The sequence below is a fragment of the Erwinia sp. S38 genome, from assembly GCF_016624545.1.
Lineage (GTDB): Bacteria > Pseudomonadota > Gammaproteobacteria > Enterobacterales > Enterobacteriaceae > Erwinia > Erwinia coffeiphila.
In genome coordinates this window covers 79,941-105,335 of the sequence record NZ_JACVTS010000006.1, presented here as the reverse complement: position 1 = coordinate 105,335, position 25,395 = coordinate 79,941, and the positions used below count along the sequence as shown (strand labels likewise).

The following is a 25,395-nucleotide window of genomic DNA, read 5'->3' as shown; positions in this document are numbered from 1 at the left end:
AGATGGACGCAAAAAGGGGCCGGATAATCCGGCCCCTTTCAGTTCACGTGCTTGATGATTAGCCCAACAGCAGCTGGTTCATGCGGCGAATAAACTGGTTTGGATCGTCCAGCGAGCCCTTCTCGGCCAGCAGCGCCTGATCCAGCAGCAGCTCGATCCACTCGGCGAAGCGCGCTTCGTCCTGGGTATCGGCAGCGCGTTTAACCAGTGCGTGATCCGGGTTCAGCTCGAACAGGTACTTCACGTCCGGCACGTCCTGGCCCGCAGCGGCAAACAGCTTGGCCATCTGGGTGCTCATTTCGTTCGCGTCGGTGGTGACGATGGCCGGGGTATCGGTCAGACGGTGAGTCAGACGCACTTCTTTCACACGCTCACCCAGCAGCGTTTTCACGCGCTCAACGAACGGCTCCAGCGCCTTCTCGGCTTCCTTCTGCTCTTCGGTTTCTTCGTCGGCCAGCTTGCTCAGCGCATCGTCGGCTTTGCTGACGGACTGGAACGGCTTGCCGTCGAACTCGGTCAGGTAGCTCATCATCCATTCGTCGATGCGATCGGAGAGCAGCAGGACTTCGATACCTTTTTTGCGGAACAGCTCCAGATGCGGGCTGCTCTTCGCCGCGGCATAGCTATCGGCAGTAATGAAGTAAATCTTCTCCTGACCTTCCACCATGCGGCTGAGGTAGTCTTCCAGCGACACGGTCTGTGCCGGGCCTTCGCTGCTGGTTGAGGCAAAGCGTAGCAGTTTGGCGATGGTTTCGATGTTCGCACTGTCTTCCGCCGGGCCTTCTTTCAGTGCCAGGCCGAACTGCTGCCAGAATGTCTGATATTTCTCTTCGTCATCCTTCGCCACTTTTTCCAGCATCTGCAGAGAACGCTTAGTCAGTGCACTGCGCAGGGTCTGAGTGATGCGGCTGTCCTGCAGGATCTCACGGGAGACGTTCAGCGGCAGATCGTTTGAGTCGATCAGCCCCTTCACGAAGCGCAGATAGTTCGGCATAAACTGCTCTGCGTCATCCATGATAAACACGCGCTGCACGTACAGCTTCAGGCCGTGTTTGTGATCGCGGTTCCACATATCCCACGGTGCCTGAGCCGGAATATAGAGCAGGCTGGTGTACTCCTGCTTACCTTCCACGCGGTTGTGGCTCCAGGTCAGCGGGTCGGTGAAGTCGTGAGCAACGTGCTTATAAAACTCTTTGTATTCGTCTTCGCTGATTTCAGACTTGCTGCGGGTCCACAGCGCCTGAGCCTTGTTGATTTTTTCCCAGCTGGTGGTGTCGTCTTCTTCGTTACGGGATTCAATTTCAACCGGCAGGGCAATATGATCGGAGTATTTGCTGATAATGCTGCGCACGCGCCATGCATCGAGGAACTCGTCTTCGCCTTCGCGCAGGTGCAGCGTAATCTCGGTGCCGCGATCTTCTTTGGTGATATCCGCGATGGTGTATTCACCTTCGCCTGCGGATTCCCAGAATACGCCCTCATCAGCGGCAGCGCCGGCAGCACGGGTACGCACGGATACTTTATCCGCAACGATAAACGCCGAGTAGAAGCCCACGCCGAACTGGCCGATCAGCTGGCTGTCTTTCGCCTGATCGGAGCCTAAGGACTCGAGGAAGGATTTAGTACCAGATTTGGCAATGGTGCCCAGGTTTTCAATGACTTCGTCACGACGCATACCGATACCGTTATCGCTCAGCGTCAGGGTACGGTTTTCCTTGTCGACAGAAACACGTACGCGCAGCTCGCCGTCACCCTCGTAAAGATCGGGGGTGGATAATGCACGGAAGCGCAGTTTATCCGCAGCGTCCGAGGCGTTGGAGATCAGTTCGCGCAGGAAGATTTCTTTGTTTGAATAGAGTGAGTGGATCATCAGGTGCAGAAGCTGTTTCACCTCTGACTGGAAGCCACGCGTCTCTTGTCCTTTCATGGTCATTGCTACCTCAACTAAAACAGGTTGATGAACGTTGAGGGTAGAGATGGGGGAGAAGCGCTGGATTTTCAAGGCGGCACGAAAACTCGTGCCGTTTGAATGGTCAGAATTTAATCTTGTGGCGCCCGGCCAGTGAATGGGACAGCGTCGTGCCGTCGACCATTTCCAGCTCGCCGCCGACCGGAACACCGTGCGCAATGCGGCTGGCTTCCACGCCATACTGTTCACACAGGCTGGCAATGTAGTTGGCGGTTGCCTCACCTTCTACTGTCGGGTTGGTCGCGAGGATCACTTCCTGAATGGTTTCTTTTTCCAGCCGCTGCTCCAGACGATCCAGGCCGATATCTCCCGGTCCGATGCCGTCCAGCGGGGAAAGATGGCCCATCAGCACAAAGTAACGGCCGGAAAACTGCCCGGTCTGTTCAATGGCATGAATATCCGCCGGGCTTTCAACGACACAGATTTGACCGTTCTGCTGGCGACGTGGGTTCGCGCAGATGGTACAGATCTCCTGCTCGGTAAAGGTCCGGCAGTCCGCACAGTGGCCAATCTCAGACATCGCACGAGTCAGAGCCTGTGCCAGGCGCATACCACCGCTACGGTCGCGTTGCAGCAGCTGAAAAGCCATGCGCTGGGCCGATTTAGGCCCAACGCCCGGCAGGCAACGCAGCGACTCCATTAGTGCTTCAAGGAGCGGGCTGGTCTGCATCAGAACGGCATCTTGAAGCCAGGTGGCAGCTGCATACCGGATGACACGGCGGCCATTTTCTCTTTCTGCGCTTCAGCAACGCGGCGAGCCGCATCGTTAAATGCCGCAGCAACCAGATCTTCCAGCATGTCTTTGTCATCTTCCAGCAGGCTTGGGTCCACTTCCACACGACGGCAGTTGTGCGCGCCGTTAATGGTCACTTTCACCAGGCCGGCACCGGATTCACCGGTCACTTCCATTTTGGCGATCTCTTCCTGAACCTGCGCCATTTTGTCCTGCATTTGCTGGGCCTGCTTCATCAGGTTACCCAATCCGGCTTTACCAAACATAAGTTCTCTCTCTTTCGCTCAGGCCACACCAACAAAACGGTGATGCGGCGGGTTACACAGGGCGGATACTCTCTTCATCAACGTCTGCGTCAAAAAAGCGTCGCAGCGTTTGAATATTATTATCCGCGATAATCGACTGGCGCGCCTGCGCCAGCTTCTCTTCATAAATTTTTTGCCGCCACTCCAGCGGCGTCAGCACCGCAGGATTATCATCTTCCACCACGGTTAATTCAATGGGATGACCGGCGGCATTGTTGAGGGCATCATTCAGCGCCTTCTGCGCCGACGGGGAATTCAGATGCCGCTGGCTGGACCGCAGATGCAGACAAACACCGCCGTCCGTCACCTCTTTCCACGCATTCAGCGCCAGCTGCTGCACCAGCCGCGGCATGGTCAGGGTGGCTATTTCGGCCGCCCAGGCATCACGCTCCAGTGATTCCTCCGTCAGTTTGACGATCAGCTCCGGCGTTTTTTCATGCTCCAGCGCGCTGCGCAACGCTTTCGGCGTGGCTACCGGTTCAGCTTTCACCTCTTCCTTCGGCGTCTGCGCCTTCCAGCGGTACGCTTCCTCTTTTACCGGTGCGGCGGGTGCAGCATCCTGTCGCGGGCGCTTCTGCCCACGTTCAGTTGCGGCTGCCAGACGCTCCAGTGCAGAGCTGGCCGGCCGCGCACCCTGCGCCGCCGGCTCACTCTTTTTTGGTTTGGTTGCTCCCTGCTGGCGCATCAGTTGAGTACGCGCCTGTAGCAGCTGGCTGGTGGTGTCAGGCAATCCCTGAGGCGGCGGCGCATCTGGAATAGTATGCGCGACTGCCGGCTGGGATGGTGGCGTCAGCGGAGCCTGAGGTGCAGTCTGGGGTACGGCCTGGGCGATAATAGCCGGCCGGGCAACAGGTTCAGCAATCACCGCTTTAGGATGAAAGGCCAGCGCTCGCAGCAGCGTCATTTCAACGCCCATGCGGCGATCCGGCGCCAGCGGCAGCTCCTTGCGCCCCACCAGCAGCGTCTGGTAATAAAGCTGTACGTCTGCTGGCGGCAGCACTCGTGCCAGCTCGCGCAGACGCTGTTCAATCGTGGCCATATCCTCACCAAGCGCCGAGGGCAGCAGCTGCACCATCGCAATGCGGTGCAGCAGGGTCAGCATTTCTACCAGCAACGCTTCCCACTCCACGCCGCGCGATGCCGCCTGGTTGAGCAGCGCCATCACCTGCGCACCATCCGCACTGACCAGCGCTTCGATCAGCGCCAGCGGCTGTTCGTCGTCCAGCGTGCCGAGCATATCGTTCACCGTCACCGTAGTGACCGCCCCCTGCCCCATGGCGATAGCCTGATCGGTCAGGCTGAGGGCATCGCGCATACTGCCGTCGGCGGCGCGCGCCAGAAGCTGCAGTGCACGCGTTTCAGCGGAAATCTGCTCAACCTGCAGGATATGCTCAAGCTGACCGCGGATCTGATCCTGATCTAAGGCTTTCAGATGGAATTGCAGACAGCGCGACAGGATGGTCACCGGCAGCTTCTGCGGATCGGTGGTGGCTAACAGGAATTTGACGTGTTCAGGCGGCTCTTCCAGCGTCTTCAACAGCGCATTGAAGCTGTGACGCGAAAGCATATGGACTTCGTCGATCAGATAGACTTTAAAGCGCCCGCGCGCCGGTGCGTACTGCACGTTATCCAGCAGGTCACGGGTGTCTTCGACTTTGGTGCGCGATGCGGCATCGATCTCAATCAGGTCAACAAAGCGCCCCTGTTCGATTTCACGGCAGTTATCGCACTGGCCGCACGGCGTAGCGGTGATGCCGGTTTCGCAGTTCAGCCCTTTGGCTAACAGACGGGCAATCGTCGTCTTCCCGACGCCGCGAGTGCCGGAAAACAGATAAGCGTGATGGATACGGCCCAGCGAAAGACCGTTAGCCAGCGCGGTCAGGACATGCTCCTGACCAACGACTTCAGTAAACGCTTGTGGACGCCACTTACGGGCCAGTACCTGATAGCTCATTCGGACTTCATCATTGTTCTGAATCAAAAGAAGATACTATAACAGAATCCTCTCCCGCCCGTCGCGGTTCCTGTCGGATAGTTCCCTATACCGAGCACGCTCACAAAACCTGACGCAGCCACTGTCGGGAAAGAGATGTTTTTTTATTCAAAATGAATCAGGCAATTTATTTACGCTTTAATGATAAAAAACTCACAGAGTTAATTTACCAGCCTGTAAAAAATAAAATAAAACACCACACCATCCTTCTGTTAAAGAAGCCCCAGCAAGATGTAATTTTTTTGAAAATAGCCAAACGCAAGGGAATCAAAAAAATAAAATACAGTCAGTTATCAACAGAGTCGGCTTGGCAAATGCAACCGCCACTTACTGACACGATTTCATTTTATTGTGTTCCCCCTATTTCAATACAGGTTCCTGACTGAAACCCAATGAAAAAGAATTTTCCTGGATTGCTTTTATTAAGTAGCCTGGCTGCCTATGGTGCGGATGACTTTAAGGTAAATAATATTACCTTTAGCGGCCTGCAGCGCGTTACGCCCGGTGCCGTCTTGCTGAATATGCCGGTACGAACCGGCGATACGGTTTCCGCGCAGGATCTCAGCGAGACGGTTCGCGCCCTTTTTGCCAGCGGTAACTTTGAGGATGTGCAGGTACTTCGCGACGGCACAACGTTAATCGTGCAGGTAAAAGAGCGGCCGACCATCGCCAGCATCACCTTCGCCGGTAATAAAGCGATCAAAGATGACATGCTGACGCAAAACCTGGAGGCATCCGGGGTGCGCGTGGGGGAAGCGCTGGATCGCACCACCATCACCTCGATTGAAAAAGGGCTGGAGGATTTCTACTTCAGCGTGGGTAAATACAGCGCTAATGTTAAGGCAGTTGTCACGCCCCTACCGCGCAACCGCGTCGATTTAAAGCTGGTCTTTACGGAAGGCGTTTCCGCCAAAATTCAGCAGATTAACCTGATCGGTAACCACGCCTTCAGCACCGACGAACTGCTTTCCCACTTCCAGCTGCGCGATGAAGTACCCTGGTGGAATCTGGTCGGCGATCGGAAATATCAAAAGCAAAAACTGGCGGGCGATATCGAAACGCTGCGCAGCTTCTACCTCGATCGCGGCTACGCCCGTTTTTCCGTCGACTCCACGCAAATCAGCATGACGCCGGATAAAAAGAGCTTATTCATTACCGTCAACCTTACCGAAGGCCAGCGCTATACCCTGTCGTCAGCGGAAGTCAGCGGTAATCTTGCGGGGTATTCCGCGCAGATCGAAGAGCTGGCGCGCATCAAGCCGGGTGAAACCTACAGCGCAGCCCAGGCCACGCGCATTGAAAACGATATCAAGAAACTGCTGGGCCGCTACGGCTACGCCTGGCCCCGGGTGCAGACTCAGCCGGAGATCGATGACACGGCGAAAACCGTCAAGCTGCGAATTAACGTCGATGCCGGTCATCGCTTTACCGTGCGCCATATTATCTTTAACGGTAATGACACCTCGCGCGATGCGGTACTGCGGCGGGAAATGCGCCAGATGGAAGGTGCCTGGCTGGGCAGCGATCTGGTGGAACAGGGTAAAGAGCGGCTTAACCGGCTGGGCTATTTTGAAAGCGTGGAAACCGAAACGCAGCGTATTCCCGGCAGCAGCGACCAGGTTGATGTGGTGTACAAAGTGAAGGAGCGCAATACCGGCACCCTGAACTTCGGTATCGGCTATGGCACCGACAGCGGCATCAGCTTCCAGGTTGGCGTGACGCAGGATAACTGGCTGGGCACCGGCAACAGCGTCAGCTTCAGCGGGACCAAAAACGACTATCAGACCTATGTTGAAGTCTCCGCCACCGATCCTTATTTCACCGTGGACGGCGTCAGTCTCGGCGGCAAGTTTTTCTATAACGATTACAGCGCCGAAGATAACTCGCTGGCGGAATATAATCTGAAAAGCTTCGGCTTCGGCAGCAACCTTGGCCTGCCGGTCAGCGAACACAGCATGATGAACCTGGGGCTGGACTATGTTTATAACAGCCTGACCGATATGGAACCGCAGCTGGCCACCTGGCGCTACCTGGCTTCACGCGGGATCGATCCGGCGGTGGTCACCAAGGACGGTGACAGCAACTCTGATTTTGTCGCCAACGATGTCTTCGCCAGCATTGGCTGGAGCTATAACTCGCTGGACCGGGGCTTCTTCCCGACCTCCGGCGTCAGCGCCAGCTTTACCAGCAAAATCACCCTGCCAGGCTCAAGCAACAGCTACTTTAAAAATACCCTGAACGCCAGCGCCTATCTGCCGCTGAGCGACAGCCACAGCTGGGTATTGCTGACCCGAACCAAGCTGGGCTACGCGGGCGGTCTGGGCGGCAGCGACGTGCCCTTCTATGATAATTTCTATGCCGGTGGTTCCAGCACCGTCCGCGGCTTCTCGTCGAATACCATTGGTCCAAAAGCGGCGTATTACCGCTGCAACGGCAGTGAAAGCAGCTACGGCGCGTGCCCGGTGGAGAAATCGACCGACGCGGTGGGCGGCGATGCGATGGCTATCATCAGCGCCGAGTTGATCCTGCCCACTCCGTTTGTCGGCGATCGCTATGCCAGCTCGCTGCGGACTTCACTGTTCGTTGACGCCGGAACGGTCTGGGATACCCAGTGGCAAAACACCGAGCAGACCGAAGCCGCCGGGATTCAAGACTACGGCGATCCGTCCCAGGTTCGCGTTTCATCCGGTCTGGCCGTCCAGTGGCAGTCACCGCTTGGCCCACTGGTCTTCTCTTACGCGCTACCGCTGAAAAAGTATGACGGTGATAAATCGGAGCAGTTCCAGTTCAATATTGGTAAAACATGGTGATCGGCGATATTTAAATTGTAGAAAATTACAAAAATATTACCCGATCGTATTTATCGTTGACAGATTCATTACTTAACAGAATGGTATTATCTCCTGGTGGGAAAGTTCTGAGCAAACTCCTCACCATCGTTGTTATAAAGTAAATCAAAGGTCACCTTCGCCGGTGGCCTTTATTTTTACTTAAAATAAGCTGAATTTAATTATCAACACACTAAAAGCCAAAAAAAACCACATAGAATATGCAATATAGCGCCAGCTATTGGGGAGACAACTTCTCGAAAATGGATTGGGTAATATCTTAAGGATGTGGTCCTGCCAATAACGTCAAAAGGAAATTGACTATGACCTGCCCCACCTGAACATCAATTTCACCGTTCCCCTGGTACAGCATCCTGCACCGGGTTTGACTGTTGTCTGCCGTTTACCCCTGCCAGCGCTGCTGCTGGTCATTTACAGATTAAGTGAGAACACCGAATGAAAATACTTTGCGCGGTACTGAGCGTCCTGTTGATTGTGGCCGTGGGCTATATTTTTCATCAGCATCAGGGCATTCCAGAGCGGATCGCTCTGCTGGATGTGGAAAGAATTATTGCTCAGTCTGCTCCCGGAAAGGCCGGGCGCGAGCATCTCAGTATTATCGACAGGCGCTTCCAGCAGGGCATGGAGGATTTACACAGAAGTTATCAGAACGCCCCTGAAGAGGAGCAGCAGCGGGTCTTCAGTAACGCCGAGGAAACACTGGTCAGGCAGTTTAGCGTGGAAGAACGCGGTGTGAGCGATGCTCTGAAAAAAATCATTTACGAAGAAGCAGAAAAGTGGCGTAAAGAACATAGCATCGGCGCTATTTTCCCGGCTCAGTTGGCGCTGGCCAGTAGCGAAAAGCAGGTGGATTGTACTGATGAAATTCTGGCTGCGGTTGATCGGCGGCAGATCACCTTTGCTGACTTACCCGTATTACAGATCAATCAACCCCCGGCGATAACGCCTGTTTCCCCGCTTGCTAAGAAAAAAGCGGAAGCGAAACCCAGCACACCTGAAGTGACCAAGCCCCAAAATAACGATAGCCAGGATCAGGAACGCCCGGCACCGACAGTCCCCGAGACGAAATCGCAGACGGGCAAGCTTACCGCTCCAGTTACGACGAATCCGGAATCGCAAACGGCCGGGCTTGCCTTTTCCGATGCTCCAGCGGCGAATTGACGGGGTAAGAAAGGGTGATATTTAGTCAGAAACGCCATCAAGAATAGCGAAATCTTGCAGAAGGGATGACGGTGAGCAGCAACGCCGCTGCCCACCGAAACAGCATCAGTGCCCCGGGAAGTTCACCAGGCTGTAAACATTCAGCCCCAGCGCCTTCAGGCGTGCTTCACCGGTCAGGTCAAACAGATTGATGATGAAGGCCGCATCTTTCACCGTGCCACCCGCGCGCTGGATCAGTTTAACGGTCGCTTCAATTGTGCCACCGGTCGCCAGCAGATCGTCCACGACGAGAACAACATCACCCGGCTGGATGGCATCACAGTGCAGTTCTAAACGGTCGGTACCGTATTCCAGCTCATAGCTTTCGGAGAAAGTCTGGCGCGGCAGTTTGCCCGGCTTACGCACGGGAATAAAGCCCACCCCCAGACCCAGTGCAACGGGTGCACCAAACAGGAAGCCACGTGCTTCCGTACCCACAACTTTGGTGATACCCGCGTTACGGTAGCGTTCAACTAACAGCTCAATGCTCAGCGCGTACGCTTTCGGGTCTTCCAGCAGGCTGGTGACATCACGAAACAGGATGCCCGGTTTTGGATAGTCCTGGATGCTTTTGATACTGTTTTTAAGAAAATCTAGCTGCTGCGCAGTCGCGGTCATAATGTTATGCCTGGTAAATACAAATCTGACTCGCGCAGCTTCATCTCCCCCAGCCGCGAAACGGTCGGGTGAAATTCTAACGAAGGAGGGAAGCCACGCACGAAAACGACCAAATCTATGCAAACCGCCGAACAATTGCAACCGCGTTTAAGAAAATCAGCGATTTTCTTGCTCTTCCTCAACGACCGGAAGCCGGGCCATAAACACCAATAAACAGCACAGGATCGTTAGTAACATCAGGCGAACCCAAAGAATTTTTACCATCCACAGTGAAAAAGCAAAGGACAGCAGGATAAAAACTATCGCCCTACTTTTTGCACCGGGCGGCATGGCACGATGCTGCTGCCAGTGACGCAGGTAGCGGCCAAATACGGAACGATAAAGCAACCAGTGATGGAAGCGCGGCGACGATCGGGCAAAACACCAGGCGGCCAGTAACAGGAACGGCGTTGTCGGCAGCAGCGGCAAAACGGCACCAAGCGTCGCCAGCACCATCGCAAGCCAGCCAAGAATCAATAAAATGTAACGTTGCATCGTGCACCCGTAAAAAAATGTCGTAAACAGGTTATCATATCGCGATCGTGGCCACGGAGAAGAACATGAAAAGTACAGGTTTATTGCAGCAGCTGGATACTCAGCTGGCACAACTGGCTCGCGCCGTGGAGCCACACGCCAATCAGCGCACGGCAAAGGCGCGTTTCGATCATCAGCTGTTTCACGGCCATTCCACCCGACTGGGGGATTATCTGGTGGAAGTGCAGCAGACGATGATGCAGTTAAAGCAAAGCGTGCAGGACAACCGCGCCGAGCGCGTTGCCTGGATGGCCGAGCGCGTGGTATTGCAGATGGGGGCATTACAGCGTGAACTGGCCACCCAGACGCTGCGCAGCCGCGAAGCCGAACCGGTGGTGGAAAAAGAAAATCTGTATGAGAAACTCTCCCAGCATCAGGATTTCGAGCGCCGCCTACGGGCGATGATTGCCGATCGCGAAAGCCTGCTTGCAATTCAGGAGACGCTGGCGCAACAACAGCAGCTTCAGCGCGAACTTGCCGCACTGGAAGGTCGCCTGCAGCGATGTCTGCAGGCGCTAAAACGCATTGAACGCAGTATTGAAAATCGCGAACGCGATCGCTAGCCGTTAAGGCGAACTATACTAACAGCACAATCTGGCTGGAGAGGTAAAATGGGGCTGCTTTCCTGGATTATCATTGGGTTACTTGTCGGTATTTTTATCAGGCGCTATTTTCCCGGCCGCCCCGGTGGACGAGCCGCAACGCTGGTTTTGAGCACGATTGGTGCACTGATCGGCGGCTATATCAGCAGCTATTTTGGTTTTGGTACGCTGGCACTGATGGATGTCCGCTCCGAGCTGATGGCGCTGGCAGGGGCGTTGGTGATGGGTGTGGTCATTAAAATTTTGCGTATCTGAACCGTATTGTTATCGTCCCGGAATCGAAAATAAGGAGTCATCATGTCGCTGGAAAACGCCCCCAAAGAGGTCAAACTGGCCGTTGATCTTATTATGCTACTGGAGGAAAATCAGTTGGATGCGGAAACGGTTCTGGCTGCATTGGCTATCGTTCAGCGAGACTTTGAGCGAAAGATTGCCGAAAAAGCTTAGCGGGAGGGATGGCGTAACGTTGGACAATGGATCAGCATCTCCACCAGCGTATCGACCAGCTGCGGCGCATCTTCAGCAAGGTTGAAGCTATCCGGCATAAACAGCCAGTTTTCGATAATTCCGCTGATGTAGCCACGAATGACGATGGCAGCGCGCGGAGTATTGAGGTTTTCAGGCAGCTGTTTTGCCTGTATACACTGTTTTAATACATCCTCTATCTTTTCATAGCATTCCAGATAGAGATTTTGCTGCATGAGCTGCAGCGTGGCCATTTCACCAACAAATTCGCATTTGTGATAAATAATTTCCATCAATGCCCGTCTTCTTGGATCGCTGGTTGTCGCGTCAAAGACATACAGTATCATTGCTCGCATAACAGACAGTGGATTCGCCGGGTATTTTGATTGATACTCAATTTCCAGATCCGCCATAACGGAGTCGGACTGTGCCCAGATTTCGTTTAGCAAATCAGTTTTATTTTTAAAATGCCAGTAGATTGCCCCCCGTGTAACGCCAGCGGCAGCGGCAATATCAGCCAGCGACGTTTTGGAAACGCCGACTTCTGAAAAGCGTTCGATCGCTGCATTGATAATGTGATTGCGCGTTTCCTGCGCCTGCTGTTTGGTATTTCGTGCCATAGTGGGGTTTTTACAAAATGGTAGATTTACATACATTTCCGAATGTATGTACCATAGCACGACCATAATTTAAACGCAGCAATGGGTTTATGAGTTTGTGATCCATTGAACAATCGATACCGGACATTCGAGGTTTATTTATGAACAAAAACAGAGGGCTAACGCCTCTGGCAGCCGTTCTGATGCTTTCAGGCACCCTGGTTCTGACAGGATGCGACAACAAAGAGCAACAACAGGCTGGGCAACAACAGGCACCTGAAGTGGGTATCGTCACGCTGAAAAGTGCACCACTAAAAATTACTACCGACCTGCCAGGTCGTACCTCATCTTTCCGTATCGCAGAAGTTCGCCCGCAGGTTTCTGGCATTATTCTGAAACGCAATTTTGTTGAAGGTAGCGACATTAAGGCGGGTGAATCCCTCTATCAAATTGACCCGGCGACCTATAAAGCCGAGTGGGAAAGTGCGAAGGGTTCTCTTGCTCAGGCACAGGCTAATGCACAAATCGCCAGCCTGACGGTTAAACGCTACAAACCTCTGCTGGGTACCAAGTACATCAGTCAGCAGGATTATGACCAGGCGATCGCCACGCAGAGCCAGACCGCAGCAGCCGTTCAGGCAGCCCAGGCCTCGGTGGAAAGCGCGCGCATTAATCTGGCTTACACCAAAGTCACTTCGCCTATCAGTGGCCGTATTGGTAAATCTTCCGTTACCGAAGGTGCACTGGTGACCAGTGGCCAGACAACTGCCCTGGCTACCGTTCAACAGCTGGACCCGATTTATGTTGATGTCACTCAGTCAAGCGAAGACTTTATTCGTCTCCGCAATGAACTGAATGCCGGTACGCTGCAGCAGGCAAACGGCAAGGCCGAAGTTAAGCTGTTAATGCAGAATGGTAGCGAGTATGCGCAGAGCGGTACATTGGAATTCTCTGATGTCACCGTCGATGAAACCACCGGTTCTATCACGCTGCGCGCCGTGTTCCCTAACCCGGATCACAGTCTGCTGCCGGGCATGTTTGTTCGTGCTCGTCTGGATGAAGGCACCAACCCAAATGCGCTGCTGGTTCCACAGCAGGGCGTAACCCGTACACCAACCGGTCAGGCTACGGCGATGGTCGTGGGTGCAGACAACAAGGTTGAAGTGCGCAATCTGACCGCCGACCAGGCCATAGGCGACAAATGGCTGGTTACCGGTGGGCTGAAAGATGGTGACAAGGTGATTGTGACCGGACTACAGCGCGTCAGACCGGGTGCAGCCGTAACGCCACAGGAAGTTAGCGAAGACAGCTCCAAAGCAGCAACACAGCCTCAGGCGCAGTCTGAACAAAGCAAGTCTTAACAGGAGCCACTGATTCATGGCTAAGTTTTTTATCGATCGCCCGATCTTCGCCTGGGTTATCGCCATCATTATTATGCTGGCGGGCGCATTGTCGATCCTGAAACTGCCGATTGAGCAATATCCTAACGTTGCACCACCGGCAATCGAGATCTCTGCCACCTACCCGGGTGCTGATGCGAAAACCTTGCAGGACTCCGTCACGCAGGTTATCGAACAAAATATGAACGGCATTGATGGCCTGATGTATATGGGCTCAAGCAGTGACTCAACGGGTACGTTGCAGCTGACGCTGACCTTTGAGTCCGGCACCAACGCCGATATTGCTCAGGTTCAGGTTCAGAACAAACTGCAGCTGGCCATGCCGCTGTTGCCACAGGAAGTACAGCAGCAGGGTATTCGCGTTCAGAAATCCTCCAGCAGCTTCCTGATGGTTGCCGGCTTCATTAACGAAGACGGCACCATGACGCAAAACGATATCGCCGACTACATCGGGTCCAACGTAAAAGACCCGATCAGTCGCGTTTCTGGCGTCGGTGATACGCAGCTGTTCGGTGCGCAGTACGCCATGCGTGTCTGGATGGACCCGCATAAGCTGAATAACTTCCAGCTAACTCCCGTGGATGTGATCAGCGCAATCAATACGCAGAACTCCCAGGTTGCAGCGGGCCAGCTGGGTGGGTCACCGCCGGTGAAGGGGCAGCAGCTTAACGCCTCGATCATTGCACAGACGCGCCTGACTTCGGCTGAAGAGTTTGGCAATATTCTGCTGAAGGTGAATACCGATGGTTCGCAGGTTCGTCTGAAGGATGTTGCGCAGATCGAACTGGGCGGTGAAAACTATGAGATCATCGCCCGCTTTAACGGTAAACCCGCTTCTGGTCTGGGGATTAAGCTGGCGACCGGTGCAAACGCACTGGATACAGCCTCTGCTGTGAAAGCTGAACTGTCCAAGCTGGAACCGTTCTTCCCGTCCGGCCTGAAAGTGGTTTACCCGTACGACACTACACCTTTCGTTAAAATTTCGATTAATGAAGTGGTTAAAACGCTCGTTGAAGCGATCGTGCTGGTGTTCCTGGTAATGTATCTGTTCCTGCAAAATTTCCGCGCTACGTTGATTCCAACCATTGCGGTACCGGTAGTCTTGCTGGGTACTTTTGCCATTATCAGCGCCTTCGGCTATTCGATAAACACCCTGACGATGTTCGGTATGGTGTTGGCAATAGGCCTGTTGGTAGATGACGCCATCGTCGTGGTGGAGAACGTTGAACGCGTGATGGCCGAAGAAGGCCTGCCGCCGAAGGAAGCCACGCGAAAATCGATGGAGCAGATTCAGGGTGCCCTGGTGGGTATCGCCCTTGTTCTGTCTGCGGTATTTATTCCGATGGCCTTCTTTGGTGGGTCAACCGGGGTTATTTATCGTCAGTTCTCGATTACCATCGTGTCTGCGATGGTGCTGTCGGTGATTGTGGCACTGATCCTGACCCCGGCGCTGTGCGCCACCATGCTGAAGCCGATTGCTAAAGGCGAGCACGGTAAAACCACCGGCTTCTTTGGCTGGTTCAACCGTCTGTTCGATAAGAGTACCCAGCACTATACCGATAGCGTGGGTCATATCGTTCGCAGCACCGGCCGTTATCTGGTGATTTATCTGCTGATCGTTGTGGGCATGGCCTTCCTGTTCCTGCGACTGCCAACCTCGTTCCTGCCGGAAGAGGATCAGGGTGTGTTACTGACCATGGCGCAGCTGCCTGCTGGTGCCACTCAGGAACGTACTCAGAAAGTGCTGGATCAGGTGACTGACTACTATCTGACCAAAGAAAAAGACAACGTGAACTCGGTGTTTACCGTAAACGGCTTTGGCTTTGCAGGACGTGGACAGAATACCGGTATTGCGTTTGTCAGCCTGAAAGACTGGGATGAGCGAGCCAGTTCGGAAAACAAAGTACCGGCGATTGCCGCCAGGGCGATGGGTGCACTGTCATCGATTAAAGATGCCATGGTGATTCCATTCAACCTGCCAGCCATCGTAGAACTGGGTACGGCGACCGGTTTCGACTTCCAGCTGACCGATAAAGCTGGCCTGGGCCACGAGAAGCTGACCGAAGCCCGTAACCAGCTGCTGGGCATGATTGCACAGCACCCGGATACGCTGGTCGGTGTTCGCCCTAACGGCCTGGAAGACACGCCGCAGTACAAGCTGACCATCGATCAAGAAAAAGCGCGCGCGATGGGGGTATCACTCTCTGATATCAACACCACGCTGGCCGCAACCTGGGGCGGTTCCTACGTTAATGACTTCATTGACCGCGGCCGTGTGAAGAAAGTGTACGTGATGGGTGAAGCCCCTTACCGTATGCTCCCAAGCGATATCGGCAACTGGTATGTCCGTTCCACCAGCGGTGAAATGGTGCCATTCAGCACCTTTACCACCGGTCAGTGGATCTACGGTTCGCCGCGTCTGGAACGCTACAACGGCTTGCCTTCGATGGAGCTGTTGGGCCAGCCGGCACCGGGCAAAAGCTCGGGTGATGCGATGAACCTGATGGAAGAGCTGGCGGCTAAACTGCCAACGGGTATCGGCTATGAGTGGACCGGTATGTCCTATCAGGAACGTCTGTCAGGAAACCAGGCCCCTGCCCTGTACGCCATCTCACTGATTGTGGTCTTCCTCTGTCTGGCAGCACTGTACGAGAGCTGGTCGATCCCGTTCTCGGTAATGCTGGTCGTTCCACTGGGTGTTGTGGGGGCTCTGCTCTTCACCACACTGCGTGGGCTGAGTAACGACGTTTACTTTGTGGTGGGACTGTTGACCACCATAGGGCTATCGGCGAAAAACGCCATCCTGATCGTTGAGTTCGCTAAGGACCTGATGGAGAAGGAAGGAAAAGGGCTGGTCGAGTCGACTCTGGAAGCGGTACGTATGCGTTTACGTCCTATTCTGATGACCTCTCTGGCATTTATCCTCGGCGTACTGCCGCTGGCGATCAGTTCCGGTGCCGGTTCCGGCGCGCAGAACGCCGTAGGTACTGGCGTAATGGGCGGCATGGTTACCGCAACCGTTCTGGCTATCTTCTTCGTCCCTGTGTTCTTTGTGGTGGTTCGCCGCCGCTTTAGTAAGAACAAAGAGGAATTGGAACACAGCCATCCGGTTGAACACCACAAATAATCGACCGTTGTCGAAATCCTTAAGAGGCCGCCCTGTGCGGCCTCTTTTTTTGCAGTTGCAATTTCACAAACGTCGGCGCATACTATTGTTATAGTATAACATAACAAATGGAGTAAACGATGAAACAGGGTATTCATCCTGCCTACCGTCAGGTGGTGTTCCATGACACCACGGCCGATGCTTACTTTGTGGTGGGATCGACAATTAAAACCGACCGCACCATCGAACATGATGGCAAAGTTATGCCTTACGTAACGCTGGATGTCTCTTCCGCATCACACGTGTACTACACCGGTAAACAGAAAGACTTTGCCAAAGAAGGTAGCGCCGCGCGTTTCAGCCAGCGCTTTGGTGGCATTCTCAACGTAATGAAAAAGTAAGGGCTTCCCATGCAGGTATTAAGCTCGCTGGCATCAGCCAAAAAGCGTCACAAAGATTGCAAAATCGTACGCCGCCACGGCCGGGTATTTGTGATCTGTAAAAGCAACCCTCGCTTTAAAGCAGTGCAGGGAAGAAAGAAAAAACGCTAAGTTAAAATGAACTTAATGTGCCAGGCGAATCATCAAAGGGTTCGCCTATTTTGTGTCTTTTTATTTTCAACCACCCTCTCCCTTCGCATTGAATAATTTTTTTTCCTCGAAAATCCATCTATTTAACCTGATTGCCACGCTAAAAACCGTCCGTTGACGGTGTGTTTATGCGCATTTTTTGTCAAAGAAATCATCGTTAAATCAGTAATTTATACGAAGCATCATCATTCCACCATCGCAGTATCACTTTGATTACTTCGATATTTGGCGATTGCTGCAGTGTAGTGGCACTACATTATATGACCCCCTGTCATTCAATAATGTTACGCATCATAATTAAATAGGGATATCAAAATGAAACGTTCAACATTAGCATTAGCCTTGTCATGCGTTATGTTTTCTGCGGCCAGTATGGCTTCCACACCCATTCAACTCTCCTCATTCAATAACCTGCCAGATGATAACGAAGTGAATGGTTTTCACGGCAGCTTCCTGTACAGCAATACCGGAACCGTTAATGGTTTTGACCTGCCGATCCTTGGATACGGCGAGCTGGATCAGCTTAACGGGTTGCAGATCGGTGCCGTTGCCGGTTCGCATATTCGAAACGGTATGAACGGTGTTGCGATTGGTTTGTTTAACTGGCACGGCGGCACTGACAATGGCGTGAACATCGGCCTTGCCAACAAAGTGGGTGATATGACCGGCTTTAACCTGGGTTTGTATAGTGGCGCAGAGCGGTTCACCGGTATTAATCTGGGTGTTGCAACGCAAACTGCCGATATGAGCGGTATTAACTTTGGTGCGCTCGGAAACTACACCACGGGCAACCTGCAGGGGATAAACGTTGCGCCCTTTAACTGGACCCAGCGTGACAGCACCGGGGTTAACGTCAGCCTCCTCAACCACACCGGCAATGCCACCGGCGTCAACATTGGCGCTGTCGGTAACTGGAGCGAAGGTAACATTGAGGGGCTTAACCTCGGCCTGGTCAACGTTTCGGGCAACATTACCGGTTTAAACATTTCGCCACTGTATAACCTGTCGCAGGATACCGTGGGAGCTAACTTCAGTGCGATTAACATGTCGCATAACGTTCAGGGGGCCAATATTGGTCTGGTGAACATGGCGAACGATGTGCAGGGTGGAAACATCGGCGTGGTCAACGTGGCTCATAACGTCAACGGTTTCAACTTCGGCGCAGTGAACGCCTCTTCGGGTACCACCAACGCAGACATTGGTGCTTTTAACTATTCCGAAAGTACGTCCTTCCAGTTTGGTCTGGTCAACGCCACCAAAAATCTTGAAGGGTTACAGATCGGTGTCATTAATATTGCAACCAATGCCACCGTTCCGGTACTGCCGCTGGTCAACTACCACCGTTCATTCTGATCGATAAACAGGGCGGATCGCCAGACGATCCGCCTTGTTGATTTACTTCATACTGGCAACCATCGCGGTGACGTTATGTTTAAACGCGGCCACGTAGCTATCGGCTTCCCCGCCCTTTTCCGTTAAGGCTTCTGGATAAAGTTCTCCACCCTGTTTTGCACCGGTGGCAGAGGCAATCTGTTTTACCAGGCGAGGATCGGTCTGATTCTCAATAAACCACGCGTTAATCTTCTCTTTCTTAAGCTGGTTAATCAGGCTGGCTACATCTGATGCACTGGCTTCAGATTCCGTCGAAAACCCGACCGGAGACAGGAAGCTGACGCCATATCGCTGGCCGAAATAGCCAAACGCGTCATGACTGGTTAATACCTTGCGCTTCGATTGAGGGATCTGCGCGAATTCCCGCTGTGCCCAGCTATCCAGCTTTTTCAACTGCTCAATGTAGGCATTACCCTGCTGGCGGAAGTAGGCTGCATCAGTTGGATCGGCGGCAATCAGGGCATTCATCACATTAGTCGCATAGATCACACCATTCTGCATGCTGTTCCATGCATGAGGGTCGGTAATTGTTTTGCCATCCTCTTCCATTTTTCGCGTATTAATACCGCTGGAAGCCACAATGGTCTGCCCTTTATAACCAGAAGAAGTAATCAGGCGATCCATCCACCCCTCCATCCCAAGGCCGCTGACAAACACTAAATCGGCATGAGCCAGTGACTGACTGTCCTTTGGTGTCGGTTCAAAGCTGTGCGGATCGCCATTTGGCCCGACCAGACTTTTGACCACCACATGCTCACCGCCGACGTTTTGTACGATATCAGCCAGTACGCTAAAACTGGCCACGGCCTGTACCGTGTTTGCCATCACCGCCGGAGCGGCCAACAGGGCTGACAGTGCCAGCGCCAAAGGTAACTTCTTCATATTTTTACTCCTTCGCCATAGACAATGTTCTGCGTACGGAAAAAATACCGCCGCAGGGTCCAAATAAAATCGAGATAAAGAACAGTACTGCCGCGCTCAGTACCACGGCGGGTCCGGCAGGCAGAGAGAGATAAAATGAGGCGCAAAGACCGCTAAAACTGGAAATTATTGCCAGCAGCATCGCGGCGGCGAGAGTGCCGGAGAGATGGCGACTCCAGAAGCGGGCACTGGCAGCAGGCAGCATCATCAGACCGACGCTCATTAACGTTCCCAGCACCTGGAAGCCCGCAACCAGATTGATCACCACCAGTATCAGAAAGATTCCGTGTACCAGCGGTGAGGTCCAGCGATTCTGCGCAGCAAGAAACGTAGGATCGAAAGCATCGATCACTAATGGACGATAGATGAGTGCCAGCACCAGTAACGTAATACCGCTGATACTGCTGACCAGCAAAATTGATGGCGCATCAACGGCCAGCAGCGAACCAAACAGTACATGCAGCAGATCGACACTGGAGCCGCGCAGGGAAACCAGCGTAACCCCTAGCGCCAGCGAACCAAGATAGAAACCGGCAAAACTGGCATCTTCCCGCAACGGTGTATAGCGGCTGACCGCGCCGGACAGCAGTGCTACCGTCAGCCCGGCAATCGCACCACCAATACCCATTGCCACCAGGGACAGTCCCGAGATCAAATAGCCAATCGCCGCACCGGGGAGCACCGCGTGGGACAATGCATCCCCTACCAGGCTCATACGTCGAAGCAGTAAAAAAACACCGAGTGGCGTTGCACTAATCGAAAGAGCGACACAGGCCACCAGCGCACGACGCATGAAACCAAATTCGATAAAAGGCTCAATGAGTATCATGCTCGCTCCCCCGCGCTGCGTGAAAATTTCAGCCCCGTCACACCGCAGCTACGGCAGGACCATTCGCTATGATTCGGTTTTAAACGCAGGACCTGAGGGAAATGATTAGCGACCGTCGCCATATCGTGCAGAACGACAATTAACGTGCAGCCGGCTCGATGGCGCTCCGCCAGCAGCTCGATAAGCAGAGCAATCGTATCGCTGTCTACGCCGCTAAACGGCTCATCTAACAGCAACAGTTCGGCATCCTGGATCAGCAGGCGGGCAAACAGTACACGTTGCAGCTGCCCGCCAGAAAGCGTACCCGGCGATGCATCGACAAACGGCAACATACGGACCCGTTCCAGGGCCTCAAAAATCTGTTTCCTTTGCTGGCGATTAATAGCACCGAACCAGCCGCACTGCCGCCAGAAGCCCATCGCTACAAGATCGAACACGGTGAGGGGAAACGTTTTTTCAAGTTCTGCATGCTGCGGTAGCCACGCAATCGTTGGGCGCGGAGTTGGCAGGCTGATACTGCCACTCACCGGCGGGATCATGCCACACAGCGTTTTTAGTAACGTCGATTTACCGCTGCCGTTATCGCCGACCAGTGCTGTCATACTTCCCTGGGTAAACTCACCCACCAGCTCAGGGGTGACAGCACGCTGTTGATAACCAACGACGAGTTTGTTCAGTGTAATCATCAAGCGATCGCCCATTTTGTCATCAACAAAAGCAGCAGGACCACTACGATGGATAGCATCGCTCTTAGCCAGGCAGGGCTACTGAACAGGGTGCCGAATCGATAAAAAGGAGAGGATGGGTAGCGCATAGCATCATTCAATATGTTATAACATAACGCAAATTTACTGCTAAAATTGGCGAATTGATAAGATTAAAATGTATCTAAGTATTACATTATGCCGTAACGTGTTTCGCGGTGATTTATATAAAGAAAATTCAACAAGCGTGAAGTCACTCAAAAAAAATAGGATCCACAGAAAATAATAATCAATTGACAAATCAAAACGATAGGCTAAACCAGAATGACAACCGATTGGCTTTAGCTGTAAAAATGCATCATCTTTATTAGCAACAATTAACTTCAGGGTGAAAAATGCACAGAACTTTACCATTAAAAAATCGTCAAAATGTCATTATTCCACTAGAGTTAATAGAGGAAATTAAACAGAACATTCCTAAAATAGAGGATGAGCTGGTCGGGAATTTGACTTGGTATTCCCCTAATGCTCGTTATGTTCCGAATAGTCTGAATGTTATTTCTCTGGAAGACTTGGGGCAATCGCGTTATAAAATGAACTATAGTTTCCTTTGGAACGTCTTCAATGCCTGTCTTGATATTGATTCAGACGAAACCACTTATAGTTCAGTCAACTTTGTGCTTTCAGATGGTGCATTGCGGTTTGATTTCATAGACAACGAGCCGGACTCTATGTCAGAAGAATTGTAATAATCAGTCAATTAGTTAACAAAAAAATGAAACTAAGTTATATTTTAAATAGATGTTTCATTTGAAGAGTAATTATCACTTCCTGGCCAACCGAGTATAAAAGTGCTGTTAATAAGCATGTTTTTCTAGCGATGGAGGGGAAAAAGATGGACGAATACTCACCGAGAAGGCATGATATTGCACAGCTGAAATTCTTGTGTGAAAACCTGTATGATGAAAGTATGGCAACGTTAGGCGACAGCCACCACGGCTGGGTTAACGATCCTACTTCTGCCATCAACCTGCAGCTTAATGATCTGATTGAACACATTGCTGCTTTTACTATGAATTACAAAATCAAGCACGTTGATGATACCGATCTGATTGGACAGATTGACGATTATCTCGATGATACTTTTATGTTATTCAGCAACTACGGCATAAATGCACAGGATCTTCAGCGTTGGCAAAAATCAGCAAAACGCCTGTTCAGCATTTTTGCAGAAGAGTGTGCGCCCGGCCAAATCCAGGCCAGCCATTCATTTTAGTAACCCACTACTCCTTACGGTTTAATGATGACTGACAAACTTTTAACTAAAACTGATTATCTGATGCGCCTCAGACGCTGTCGTTCTATTGACACCCTCGAGCGCGTGATTGAAAAGAACAAGTACGAATTATCTGATGACGAATTGGCTATATTTTATTCAGCAGCCGATCATCGTCTTGCTGAACTAACCATGAATAAACTTTATGACAAAGTCCCCGTTTCCGTGTGGAAATTTGTACGCTAACATTTAAATGGTTTTGATTTTAATAGAGTAGCGTGGGCAGAGCTGGCCAGGGCGTAACGGGCGACGTCCAACCAGCAGTACACCGTAAAGATTGTCCCAAAATTCATTGAAACCAATCGTTGATGTGCAGAAAGGATGTCTGCCAGGAGTATGACATCGAGCTGATCCCTAATTAATTCCAGCATTTCACAAATAATCTATGAGGGCTGTACTCTTAACATAGTTTGTAGAGTTCAATCGCTTGTAAGACGTTGAGCGGATGATTAAATTCAATTTACAGACCGTTCAACGGCAATCGTCACTGATTCGCGCTCGTTTAAATCAACATCGTCGCCTTTAATCGATGCTCGTTAATTCCCCACGTTAGTGATGCCCATTCTGTAGTTCAATTTCTTATGCTGTACAGTCATGATCCTCAGCCAGTGCTGTGGCTGGTAACACCGTTCACAACCCCGGCAAGCATGTTAAACATAAGGAATTTTGTAGTGATATGCGGATATGCCGCTTTTATCTCAGGAGAGTCTCAACGTGATTAGGGTAAGGCGAGAGCTAAGGGGAGAGCTAAGGGGAGAGTTACGAAAGCAGAAATGGGTGGGGGCCCTGCCAGCTACATCCCGGCACACGCGTCACTTGTTACGGCTGCTTCCTTCCGGACCTGACCGAATTCACAAATTAGCATTGCGGGAGAACCAACAGGGCCCCCATTGACGGCCTCGGATCACCGAAGCGCAGGCGCATTATCAATGAACCCCAGGGCAATTGCAAGCCGGCCTCCGATGACCGTTTGTTTCTTGCACAATACGGGTGATATTCCCTCATTACTTGCCAAATCGCTCTGATTTATCAGCTCAAATATCAGCATCTGTCCTTTATACTGATCCCTTTCTGAACGGCTTCGCGATTGGTTGCTGTTTACCGCTATGGCCAGGGAGTGAATTTGGACACAGAACACGATAACTTTCGCCAGCGTATCTTTCAAATCCTTGCAGCTATCCCTTACGGTTCCGTCACCACTTACGGAGAGATTGCCCATCTGGCAGGTTCACCCAGAGCTGCACGTCAGGTTGGCGGCGTACTGAAACGCCTGCCGGAAGGTAGCAAACTCCCCTGGCATCGGGTGATTAACCGCATGGGGGAAATTTCGCTTACGGGGGATGATTTGAGCCGACAGCGGTTGGCGCTGGAAGCCGAAGGCATTGAGGTCTCGCCAGAGGGTAAAGTTGATTTAAAGCGCTATCGCTGGAAGCCTTAGTAACGCCCCCGCAGGGGCGCTTGAGTCAACGGCTAAATCAGTATGAGGTTGGTGCAGGAACCGCCGAGGAAGGCGTGACCTGTGTAGGTGAGGTCGACGGCACCGTGGTGGCCGCACCGTCCTGCGTTTGCAGCGGCACCGATGGAACCGGCACCAGCGTCAGATCCTGTCGCGTGCCGCCCGTCGTGACCACCTGCTTCACCGAATCGGTGATAAACAGCATTTTGCCATCCACCGTGACGGCTGCACTCAGCAGGATACGCGCGTTCGGCTGGACATCCGCCGGATTAAACGGCAGTACGAACTGGAACGGAGCCTGCTTGCCCTCGGTGCGTGTCACCCGCTGCGACAGCACCTTCGACGGCGCATCGGCCAGCGAGGCATCTGACAACGTCACCGTCAGCACCGCGTCCGGCGGCAGCGCAATTTTCTGGCGGATCCACACCGTACCGCTCACATTAGGCTGTTGGATAACAGCCTGCTGGCCCTGTACCTGCGAACCCAGTGTCGGTGTCGGTACATCTTTGCTCTTGTCCGCACAGCCAGAGATCGCCACCGCGAGAGCGGCACTGCTCAATACAAACCAGAGTTTCATGGATGTCTTCTCCTTTTTGATCCCTACGGCGCGATAATGCCGTTCAGGGGCAGAGTTTTACTGCCCGTAAGGCTTTAATTCTGGCACATGTTGCTGGATTTTTCCTGTTACCAGCGATTTTCATTCTTTCCGCACGAACTGCGCAGATCCCATAAACAGGCGTTGACGCTAACTGGTCGGATCTCGCAAACTGAGCACTGAAATTTTAAGAGGATGCCGTTTATGAGCCAGGCGCTGCAAAATTTGTTAAATCTGCTCGATTTGGAAAGCCTTGAAGAGGGCTTATTCCGCGGGCAAAGTGAAGATCTTGGTCTGCGTCAGGTCTTTGGTGGCCAGGTTGTCGGCCAGGCGCTTTATGCTGCCAAACAGACTGTTCCCAGCGAGCGTATCATCCACTCTTTTCACAGTTACTTTCTGCGCCCTGGCGACAGTCAGAAGGCGATTATTTACGATGTGGAAAACCTGAGGGACGGCAACAGCTTTAGCGCTCGCCGGGTGAAGGCGGTTCAAAATGGCAAACCAATTTTTTACATGACCGCCTCATTCCAGGGCCCGGAAAGCGGCTTTGAGCATCAGAAAACGATGCCGGTGGTCCCCGGACCTGATGATTTGCCATCCGAGCACGAAATCGCGCACAAACTTGCTCCACATATCCCGGCAACCTATCGCGACAAATTCCTGTCGGAAAAACCGTTTGAAATCCGCCCGGTGAAATTTCATAACCCGCTAAGAGGACACGTGGACGAACCCTATCGTCACCTGTGGATACGCGCAAACGGCACGATGCCGGAAGATAAGCGTATTCATCAGTATCTGCTCGGCTATGTGTCCGATTTCAATTTCCTGCCGGTATCGCTGCAACCGCACGGTAAAGGCTTCCTTGAGCCGGGTATGCAGGTCGCGACTATCGACCACTCCATGTGGTTCCACCGTCCGTTTGACCTCAATGAGTGGCTGCTGTACAGCGTGGAGAGCACTTCGGCTTCCAGCGCCCGTGGTTTTGTTCGCGGCGAGTTCTACACCCAGCAGGGGACGCTGGTTGCTTCAACGGTACAGGAAGGCGTTATCCGCCAGCGCGAGTGAAGCAACCTCAGACGATAATGACAACGGGGGATGGGCGCAACACGAACATGCTGCTGGACTTGCGGTTTGAGGGGTTGCGGTGTTACTGGGATGTA

27 protein-coding genes, 1 other RNA gene and 1 other annotated feature are annotated in these 25,395 nt (G+C 52.7%); of the genes, 16 read left to right on the top strand and 12 right to left on the bottom strand.

The window, feature by feature from the left end; genetic code table 11:
• Positions 1-58: 58 nt before the first annotated feature.
• The 4 genes from htpG to dnaX form a co-directional block, all read right to left on the bottom strand.
• Positions 59-1,927 carry a molecular chaperone HtpG gene (gene htpG / locus IBT46_RS09035; protein ID WP_200545396.1) on the bottom strand — a complete coding sequence of 623 codons (1,869 nt, stop codon included), beginning with the start codon at positions 1,925-1,927 and terminating at the stop codon, positions 59-61.
• A 106-nt stretch (positions 1,928-2,033) separates the two neighbouring features.
• The gene (gene recR, locus IBT46_RS09030; protein ID WP_105590836.1) at positions 2,034-2,639 is read right to left on the bottom strand and encodes a recombination mediator RecR; all 606 of its coding nucleotides are present in this window, start codon (positions 2,637-2,639) and stop codon (positions 2,034-2,036) included.
• A complete protein-coding gene (locus tag IBT46_RS09025; RefSeq protein WP_105590835.1) occupies positions 2,639-2,968 on the bottom strand; it encodes a YbaB/EbfC family nucleoid-associated protein in 330 nt (109 codons plus the stop codon). The genes recR and IBT46_RS09025 overlap by 1 nt, the downstream gene beginning before the upstream one ends.
• 52 nt (positions 2,969-3,020) lie before the next feature.
• Positions 3,021-4,961, bottom strand: a complete 1,941-nt coding sequence (gene dnaX / locus IBT46_RS09020) for a DNA polymerase III subunit gamma/tau (protein WP_200545395.1) — start codon at positions 4,959-4,961, stop codon at positions 3,021-3,023.
• Positions 3,624-3,685 (bottom strand) — a sequence feature (DnaX frameshifting element). It overlaps the preceding gene by 62 nt.
• 152 nt (positions 4,962-5,113) lie before the next feature.
• Here dnaX and IBT46_RS09015 point away from each other — a divergent pair.
• From IBT46_RS09015 to IBT46_RS09005, 3 genes are all read left to right on the top strand, one after another.
• The gene (locus IBT46_RS09015) at positions 5,114-5,386 is read left to right on the top strand and encodes a hypothetical protein (protein ID WP_200545394.1); all 273 of its coding nucleotides are present in this window, start codon (positions 5,114-5,116) and stop codon (positions 5,384-5,386) included.
• 6 nt (positions 5,387-5,392) lie between these two features.
• Complete coding sequence (gene bamA / locus IBT46_RS09010) at positions 5,393-7,810, top strand: outer membrane protein assembly factor BamA (protein ID WP_200545393.1); 2,418 nt, start codon at positions 5,393-5,395, stop codon at positions 7,808-7,810.
• Between the two features lie 507 nt (positions 7,811-8,317).
• Positions 8,318-9,010, top strand: coding sequence for a hypothetical protein (locus tag IBT46_RS09005; RefSeq protein ID WP_200545392.1), 693 nt, complete (start codon positions 8,318-8,320; stop codon positions 9,008-9,010).
• 105 nt (positions 9,011-9,115) lie between these two features.
• Here IBT46_RS09005 and apt read toward each other — a convergent pair whose 3' ends face one another.
• Together apt and IBT46_RS08995 are read right to left on the bottom strand one after the other, a co-directional pair.
• Positions 9,116-9,667, bottom strand: coding sequence for an adenine phosphoribosyltransferase (gene apt, locus IBT46_RS09000; RefSeq protein WP_200545391.1), 552 nt, complete (start codon positions 9,665-9,667; stop codon positions 9,116-9,118).
• Between the two features lie 156 nt (positions 9,668-9,823).
• Entirely contained in the window at positions 9,824-10,201 is a 378-nt protein-coding gene (locus IBT46_RS08995) for a DUF454 family protein (protein WP_200545390.1), read from the bottom strand.
• A 65-nt stretch (positions 10,202-10,266) separates the two neighbouring features.
• Here IBT46_RS08995 and priC point away from each other — a divergent pair, with 65 nt between their 5' ends.
• The 3 genes from priC to rsmS are packed head-to-tail and all read left to right on the top strand — an operon-like array spanning position 10,267 to position 11,289.
• Positions 10,267-10,803 carry a primosomal replication protein PriC gene (priC, locus tag IBT46_RS08990; protein WP_200545389.1) on the top strand — a complete coding sequence of 179 codons (537 nt, stop codon included), beginning with the start codon at positions 10,267-10,269 and terminating at the stop codon, positions 10,801-10,803.
• Positions 10,804-10,851: 48 nt separating this feature from the next.
• Positions 10,852-11,097: a hypothetical protein gene (locus IBT46_RS08985; RefSeq protein WP_105590828.1), complete on the top strand. Its 246-nt coding sequence runs from the start codon at positions 10,852-10,854 to the stop codon at positions 11,095-11,097.
• Between the two features lie 42 nt (positions 11,098-11,139).
• Positions 11,140-11,289 carry a pleiotropic regulatory protein RsmS gene (rsmS, locus tag IBT46_RS08980; RefSeq protein WP_200545388.1) on the top strand — a complete coding sequence of 50 codons (150 nt, stop codon included), beginning with the start codon at positions 11,140-11,142 and terminating at the stop codon, positions 11,287-11,289.
• Here the strand turns inward: rsmS and acrR are convergent.
• Positions 11,286-11,927: a multidrug efflux transporter transcriptional repressor AcrR gene (acrR, locus tag IBT46_RS08975; RefSeq protein WP_200545520.1), complete on the bottom strand. Its 642-nt coding sequence runs from the start codon at positions 11,925-11,927 to the stop codon at positions 11,286-11,288. The two genes, rsmS and acrR, sit on opposite strands and share 4 nt — an antisense overlap.
• A 140-nt stretch (positions 11,928-12,067) precedes the next feature.
• On the opposite strand from acrR, the gene IBT46_RS08970 reads away from it, so the two are divergent.
• From IBT46_RS08970 to IBT46_RS08950, 5 genes are all read left to right on the top strand, one after another.
• Positions 12,068-13,267: an efflux RND transporter periplasmic adaptor subunit gene (locus tag IBT46_RS08970; protein WP_200545387.1), complete on the top strand. Its 1,200-nt coding sequence runs from the start codon at positions 12,068-12,070 to the stop codon at positions 13,265-13,267.
• Between the two features lie 16 nt (positions 13,268-13,283).
• The gene (gene acrB / locus IBT46_RS08965; protein WP_200545386.1) at positions 13,284-16,433 is read left to right on the top strand and encodes a multidrug efflux RND transporter permease subunit AcrB; all 3,150 of its coding nucleotides are present in this window, start codon (positions 13,284-13,286) and stop codon (positions 16,431-16,433) included.
• Between the two features lie 119 nt (positions 16,434-16,552).
• Positions 16,553-16,813, top strand: a complete 261-nt coding sequence (locus IBT46_RS08960; protein ID WP_105590823.1) for a type B 50S ribosomal protein L31 — start codon at positions 16,553-16,555, stop codon at positions 16,811-16,813.
• A gap of 9 nt (positions 16,814-16,822) precedes the next feature.
• Positions 16,823-16,963: a type B 50S ribosomal protein L36 gene (gene ykgO, locus IBT46_RS08955; protein ID WP_071997379.1), complete on the top strand. Its 141-nt coding sequence runs from the start codon at positions 16,823-16,825 to the stop codon at positions 16,961-16,963.
• 411 nt (positions 16,964-17,374) lie between these two features.
• Positions 17,375-18,355: an LA_2272 family surface repeat-containing protein gene (locus tag IBT46_RS08950; RefSeq protein WP_234480040.1), complete on the top strand. Its 981-nt coding sequence runs from the start codon at positions 17,375-17,377 to the stop codon at positions 18,353-18,355.
• Positions 18,356-18,397: 42 nt separating this feature from the next.
• Here IBT46_RS08950 and IBT46_RS08945 read toward each other — a convergent pair whose 3' ends face one another.
• Genes IBT46_RS08945 through IBT46_RS08935 form a run of 3 tightly spaced genes read right to left on the bottom strand, consistent with a single transcriptional unit; the run spans position 18,398 to position 20,830 of the window.
• Positions 18,398-19,276, bottom strand: a complete 879-nt coding sequence (locus tag IBT46_RS08945; protein WP_200545384.1) for a metal ABC transporter substrate-binding protein — start codon at positions 19,274-19,276, stop codon at positions 18,398-18,400.
• A gap of 4 nt (positions 19,277-19,280) precedes the next feature.
• Entirely contained in the window at positions 19,281-20,144 is an 864-nt protein-coding gene (locus IBT46_RS08940; RefSeq protein ID WP_200545383.1) for a metal ABC transporter permease, read from the bottom strand.
• Positions 20,141-20,830, bottom strand: coding sequence for a metal ABC transporter ATP-binding protein (locus tag IBT46_RS08935; protein ID WP_200545382.1), 690 nt, complete (start codon positions 20,828-20,830; stop codon positions 20,141-20,143). Before IBT46_RS08935 ends, IBT46_RS08940 begins: the two co-directional genes overlap by 4 nt.
• Before the next feature lie 413 nt (positions 20,831-21,243).
• Between IBT46_RS08935 and IBT46_RS08930 the strand changes: the two genes are divergently transcribed.
• The 3 genes from IBT46_RS08930 to IBT46_RS08920 all read left to right on the top strand — a co-directional run bounded on the left by IBT46_RS08930 (position 21,244) and on the right by IBT46_RS08920 (position 22,370).
• A complete protein-coding gene (locus tag IBT46_RS08930; protein ID WP_200545381.1) occupies positions 21,244-21,597 on the top strand; it encodes a hypothetical protein in 354 nt (117 codons plus the stop codon).
• A 146-nt stretch (positions 21,598-21,743) separates the two neighbouring features.
• Positions 21,744-22,124: an Hha toxicity modulator TomB gene (gene tomB / locus IBT46_RS08925; protein WP_200545380.1), complete on the top strand. Its 381-nt coding sequence runs from the start codon at positions 21,744-21,746 to the stop codon at positions 22,122-22,124.
• A 27-nt stretch (positions 22,125-22,151) separates the two neighbouring features.
• The gene (locus tag IBT46_RS08920) at positions 22,152-22,370 is read left to right on the top strand and encodes an HHA domain-containing protein (RefSeq protein ID WP_105591157.1); all 219 of its coding nucleotides are present in this window, start codon (positions 22,152-22,154) and stop codon (positions 22,368-22,370) included.
• Between the two features lie 598 nt (positions 22,371-22,968).
• Here the strand turns inward: IBT46_RS08920 and ffs are convergent.
• An RNA gene (gene ffs / locus IBT46_RS08915) (signal recognition particle sRNA small type) lies at positions 22,969-23,065 on the bottom strand.
• A 242-nt stretch (positions 23,066-23,307) separates the two neighbouring features.
• Here ffs and IBT46_RS08910 point away from each other — a divergent pair.
• Entirely contained in the window at positions 23,308-23,622 is a 315-nt protein-coding gene (locus IBT46_RS08910) for an MGMT family protein (RefSeq protein ID WP_200545379.1), read from the top strand.
• Positions 23,623-23,659: 37 nt separating this feature from the next.
• On the opposite strand, the gene IBT46_RS08905 is transcribed toward IBT46_RS08910, so the two are convergent.
• Positions 23,660-24,217, bottom strand: a complete 558-nt coding sequence (locus IBT46_RS08905; protein WP_200545378.1) for a YbaY family lipoprotein — start codon at positions 24,215-24,217, stop codon at positions 23,660-23,662.
• Positions 24,218-24,439: 222 nt separating this feature from the next.
• Here IBT46_RS08905 and tesB point away from each other — a divergent pair, with 222 nt between their 5' ends.
• On the top strand, positions 24,440-25,300 hold the full coding sequence (gene tesB, locus IBT46_RS08900) for an acyl-CoA thioesterase II (protein WP_200545377.1): 861 nt from the start codon (positions 24,440-24,442) through the stop codon (positions 25,298-25,300).
• Positions 25,301-25,395: the final 95 nt, after the last annotated feature.

Bases quoted from the DNA above. Each gene is read 5' to 3' on its own strand.
- tomB (WP_200545380.1), top strand. From the start codon at position 21,744: ATGGACGAATACTCACCGAGAAGGCATGATATTGCACAGCTGAAATTC.
- IBT46_RS08950 (WP_234480040.1), top strand. From the start codon at position 17,375: ATGGCTTCCACACCCATTCAACTCTCCTCATTCAATAACCTGCCAGAT.
- IBT46_RS08935 (WP_200545382.1), bottom strand. From the start codon at position 20,830: ATGATTACACTGAACAAACTCGTCGTTGGTTATCAACAGCGTGCTGTC.
- IBT46_RS08940 (WP_200545383.1), bottom strand. From the start codon at position 20,144: ATGATACTCATTGAGCCTTTTATCGAATTTGGTTTCATGCGTCGTGCG.
- tesB (WP_200545377.1), top strand. From the start codon at position 24,440: ATGAGCCAGGCGCTGCAAAATTTGTTAAATCTGCTCGATTTGGAAAGC.
- bamA (WP_200545393.1), top strand. From the start codon at position 5,393: ATGAAAAAGAATTTTCCTGGATTGCTTTTATTAAGTAGCCTGGCTGCC.
- ykgO (WP_071997379.1), top strand. From the start codon at position 16,823: ATGCAGGTATTAAGCTCGCTGGCATCAGCCAAAAAGCGTCACAAAGAT.
- IBT46_RS08985 (WP_105590828.1), top strand. From the start codon at position 10,852: ATGGGGCTGCTTTCCTGGATTATCATTGGGTTACTTGTCGGTATTTTT.
- apt (WP_200545391.1), bottom strand. From the start codon at position 9,667: ATGACCGCGACTGCGCAGCAGCTAGATTTTCTTAAAAACAGTATCAAA.
- IBT46_RS08930 (WP_200545381.1), top strand. From the start codon at position 21,244: ATGCACAGAACTTTACCATTAAAAAATCGTCAAAATGTCATTATTCCA.
- IBT46_RS08920 (WP_105591157.1), top strand. From the start codon at position 22,152: ATGACTGACAAACTTTTAACTAAAACTGATTATCTGATGCGCCTCAGA.
- IBT46_RS08905 (WP_200545378.1), bottom strand. From the start codon at position 24,217: ATGAAACTCTGGTTTGTATTGAGCAGTGCCGCTCTCGCGGTGGCGATC.
- IBT46_RS08960 (WP_105590823.1), top strand. From the start codon at position 16,553: ATGAAACAGGGTATTCATCCTGCCTACCGTCAGGTGGTGTTCCATGAC.
- IBT46_RS09015 (WP_200545394.1), top strand. From the start codon at position 5,114: ATGAATCAGGCAATTTATTTACGCTTTAATGATAAAAAACTCACAGAG.
- acrR (WP_200545520.1), bottom strand. From the start codon at position 11,927: ATGGCACGAAATACCAAACAGCAGGCGCAGGAAACGCGCAATCACATT.
- IBT46_RS08970 (WP_200545387.1), top strand. From the start codon at position 12,068: ATGAACAAAAACAGAGGGCTAACGCCTCTGGCAGCCGTTCTGATGCTT.
- acrB (WP_200545386.1), top strand. From the start codon at position 13,284: ATGGCTAAGTTTTTTATCGATCGCCCGATCTTCGCCTGGGTTATCGCC.
- IBT46_RS08945 (WP_200545384.1), bottom strand. From the start codon at position 19,276: ATGAAGAAGTTACCTTTGGCGCTGGCACTGTCAGCCCTGTTGGCCGCT.
- priC (WP_200545389.1), top strand. From the start codon at position 10,267: ATGAAAAGTACAGGTTTATTGCAGCAGCTGGATACTCAGCTGGCACAA.
- IBT46_RS08995 (WP_200545390.1), bottom strand. From the start codon at position 10,201: ATGCAACGTTACATTTTATTGATTCTTGGCTGGCTTGCGATGGTGCTG.
- recR (WP_105590836.1), bottom strand. From the start codon at position 2,639: ATGCAGACCAGCCCGCTCCTTGAAGCACTAATGGAGTCGCTGCGTTGC.
- dnaX (WP_200545395.1), bottom strand. From the start codon at position 4,961: ATGAGCTATCAGGTACTGGCCCGTAAGTGGCGTCCACAAGCGTTTACT.
- IBT46_RS09025 (WP_105590835.1), bottom strand. From the start codon at position 2,968: ATGTTTGGTAAAGCCGGATTGGGTAACCTGATGAAGCAGGCCCAGCAA.
- htpG (WP_200545396.1), bottom strand. From the start codon at position 1,927: ATGAAAGGACAAGAGACGCGTGGCTTCCAGTCAGAGGTGAAACAGCTT.
- rsmS (WP_200545388.1), top strand. From the start codon at position 11,140: ATGTCGCTGGAAAACGCCCCCAAAGAGGTCAAACTGGCCGTTGATCTT.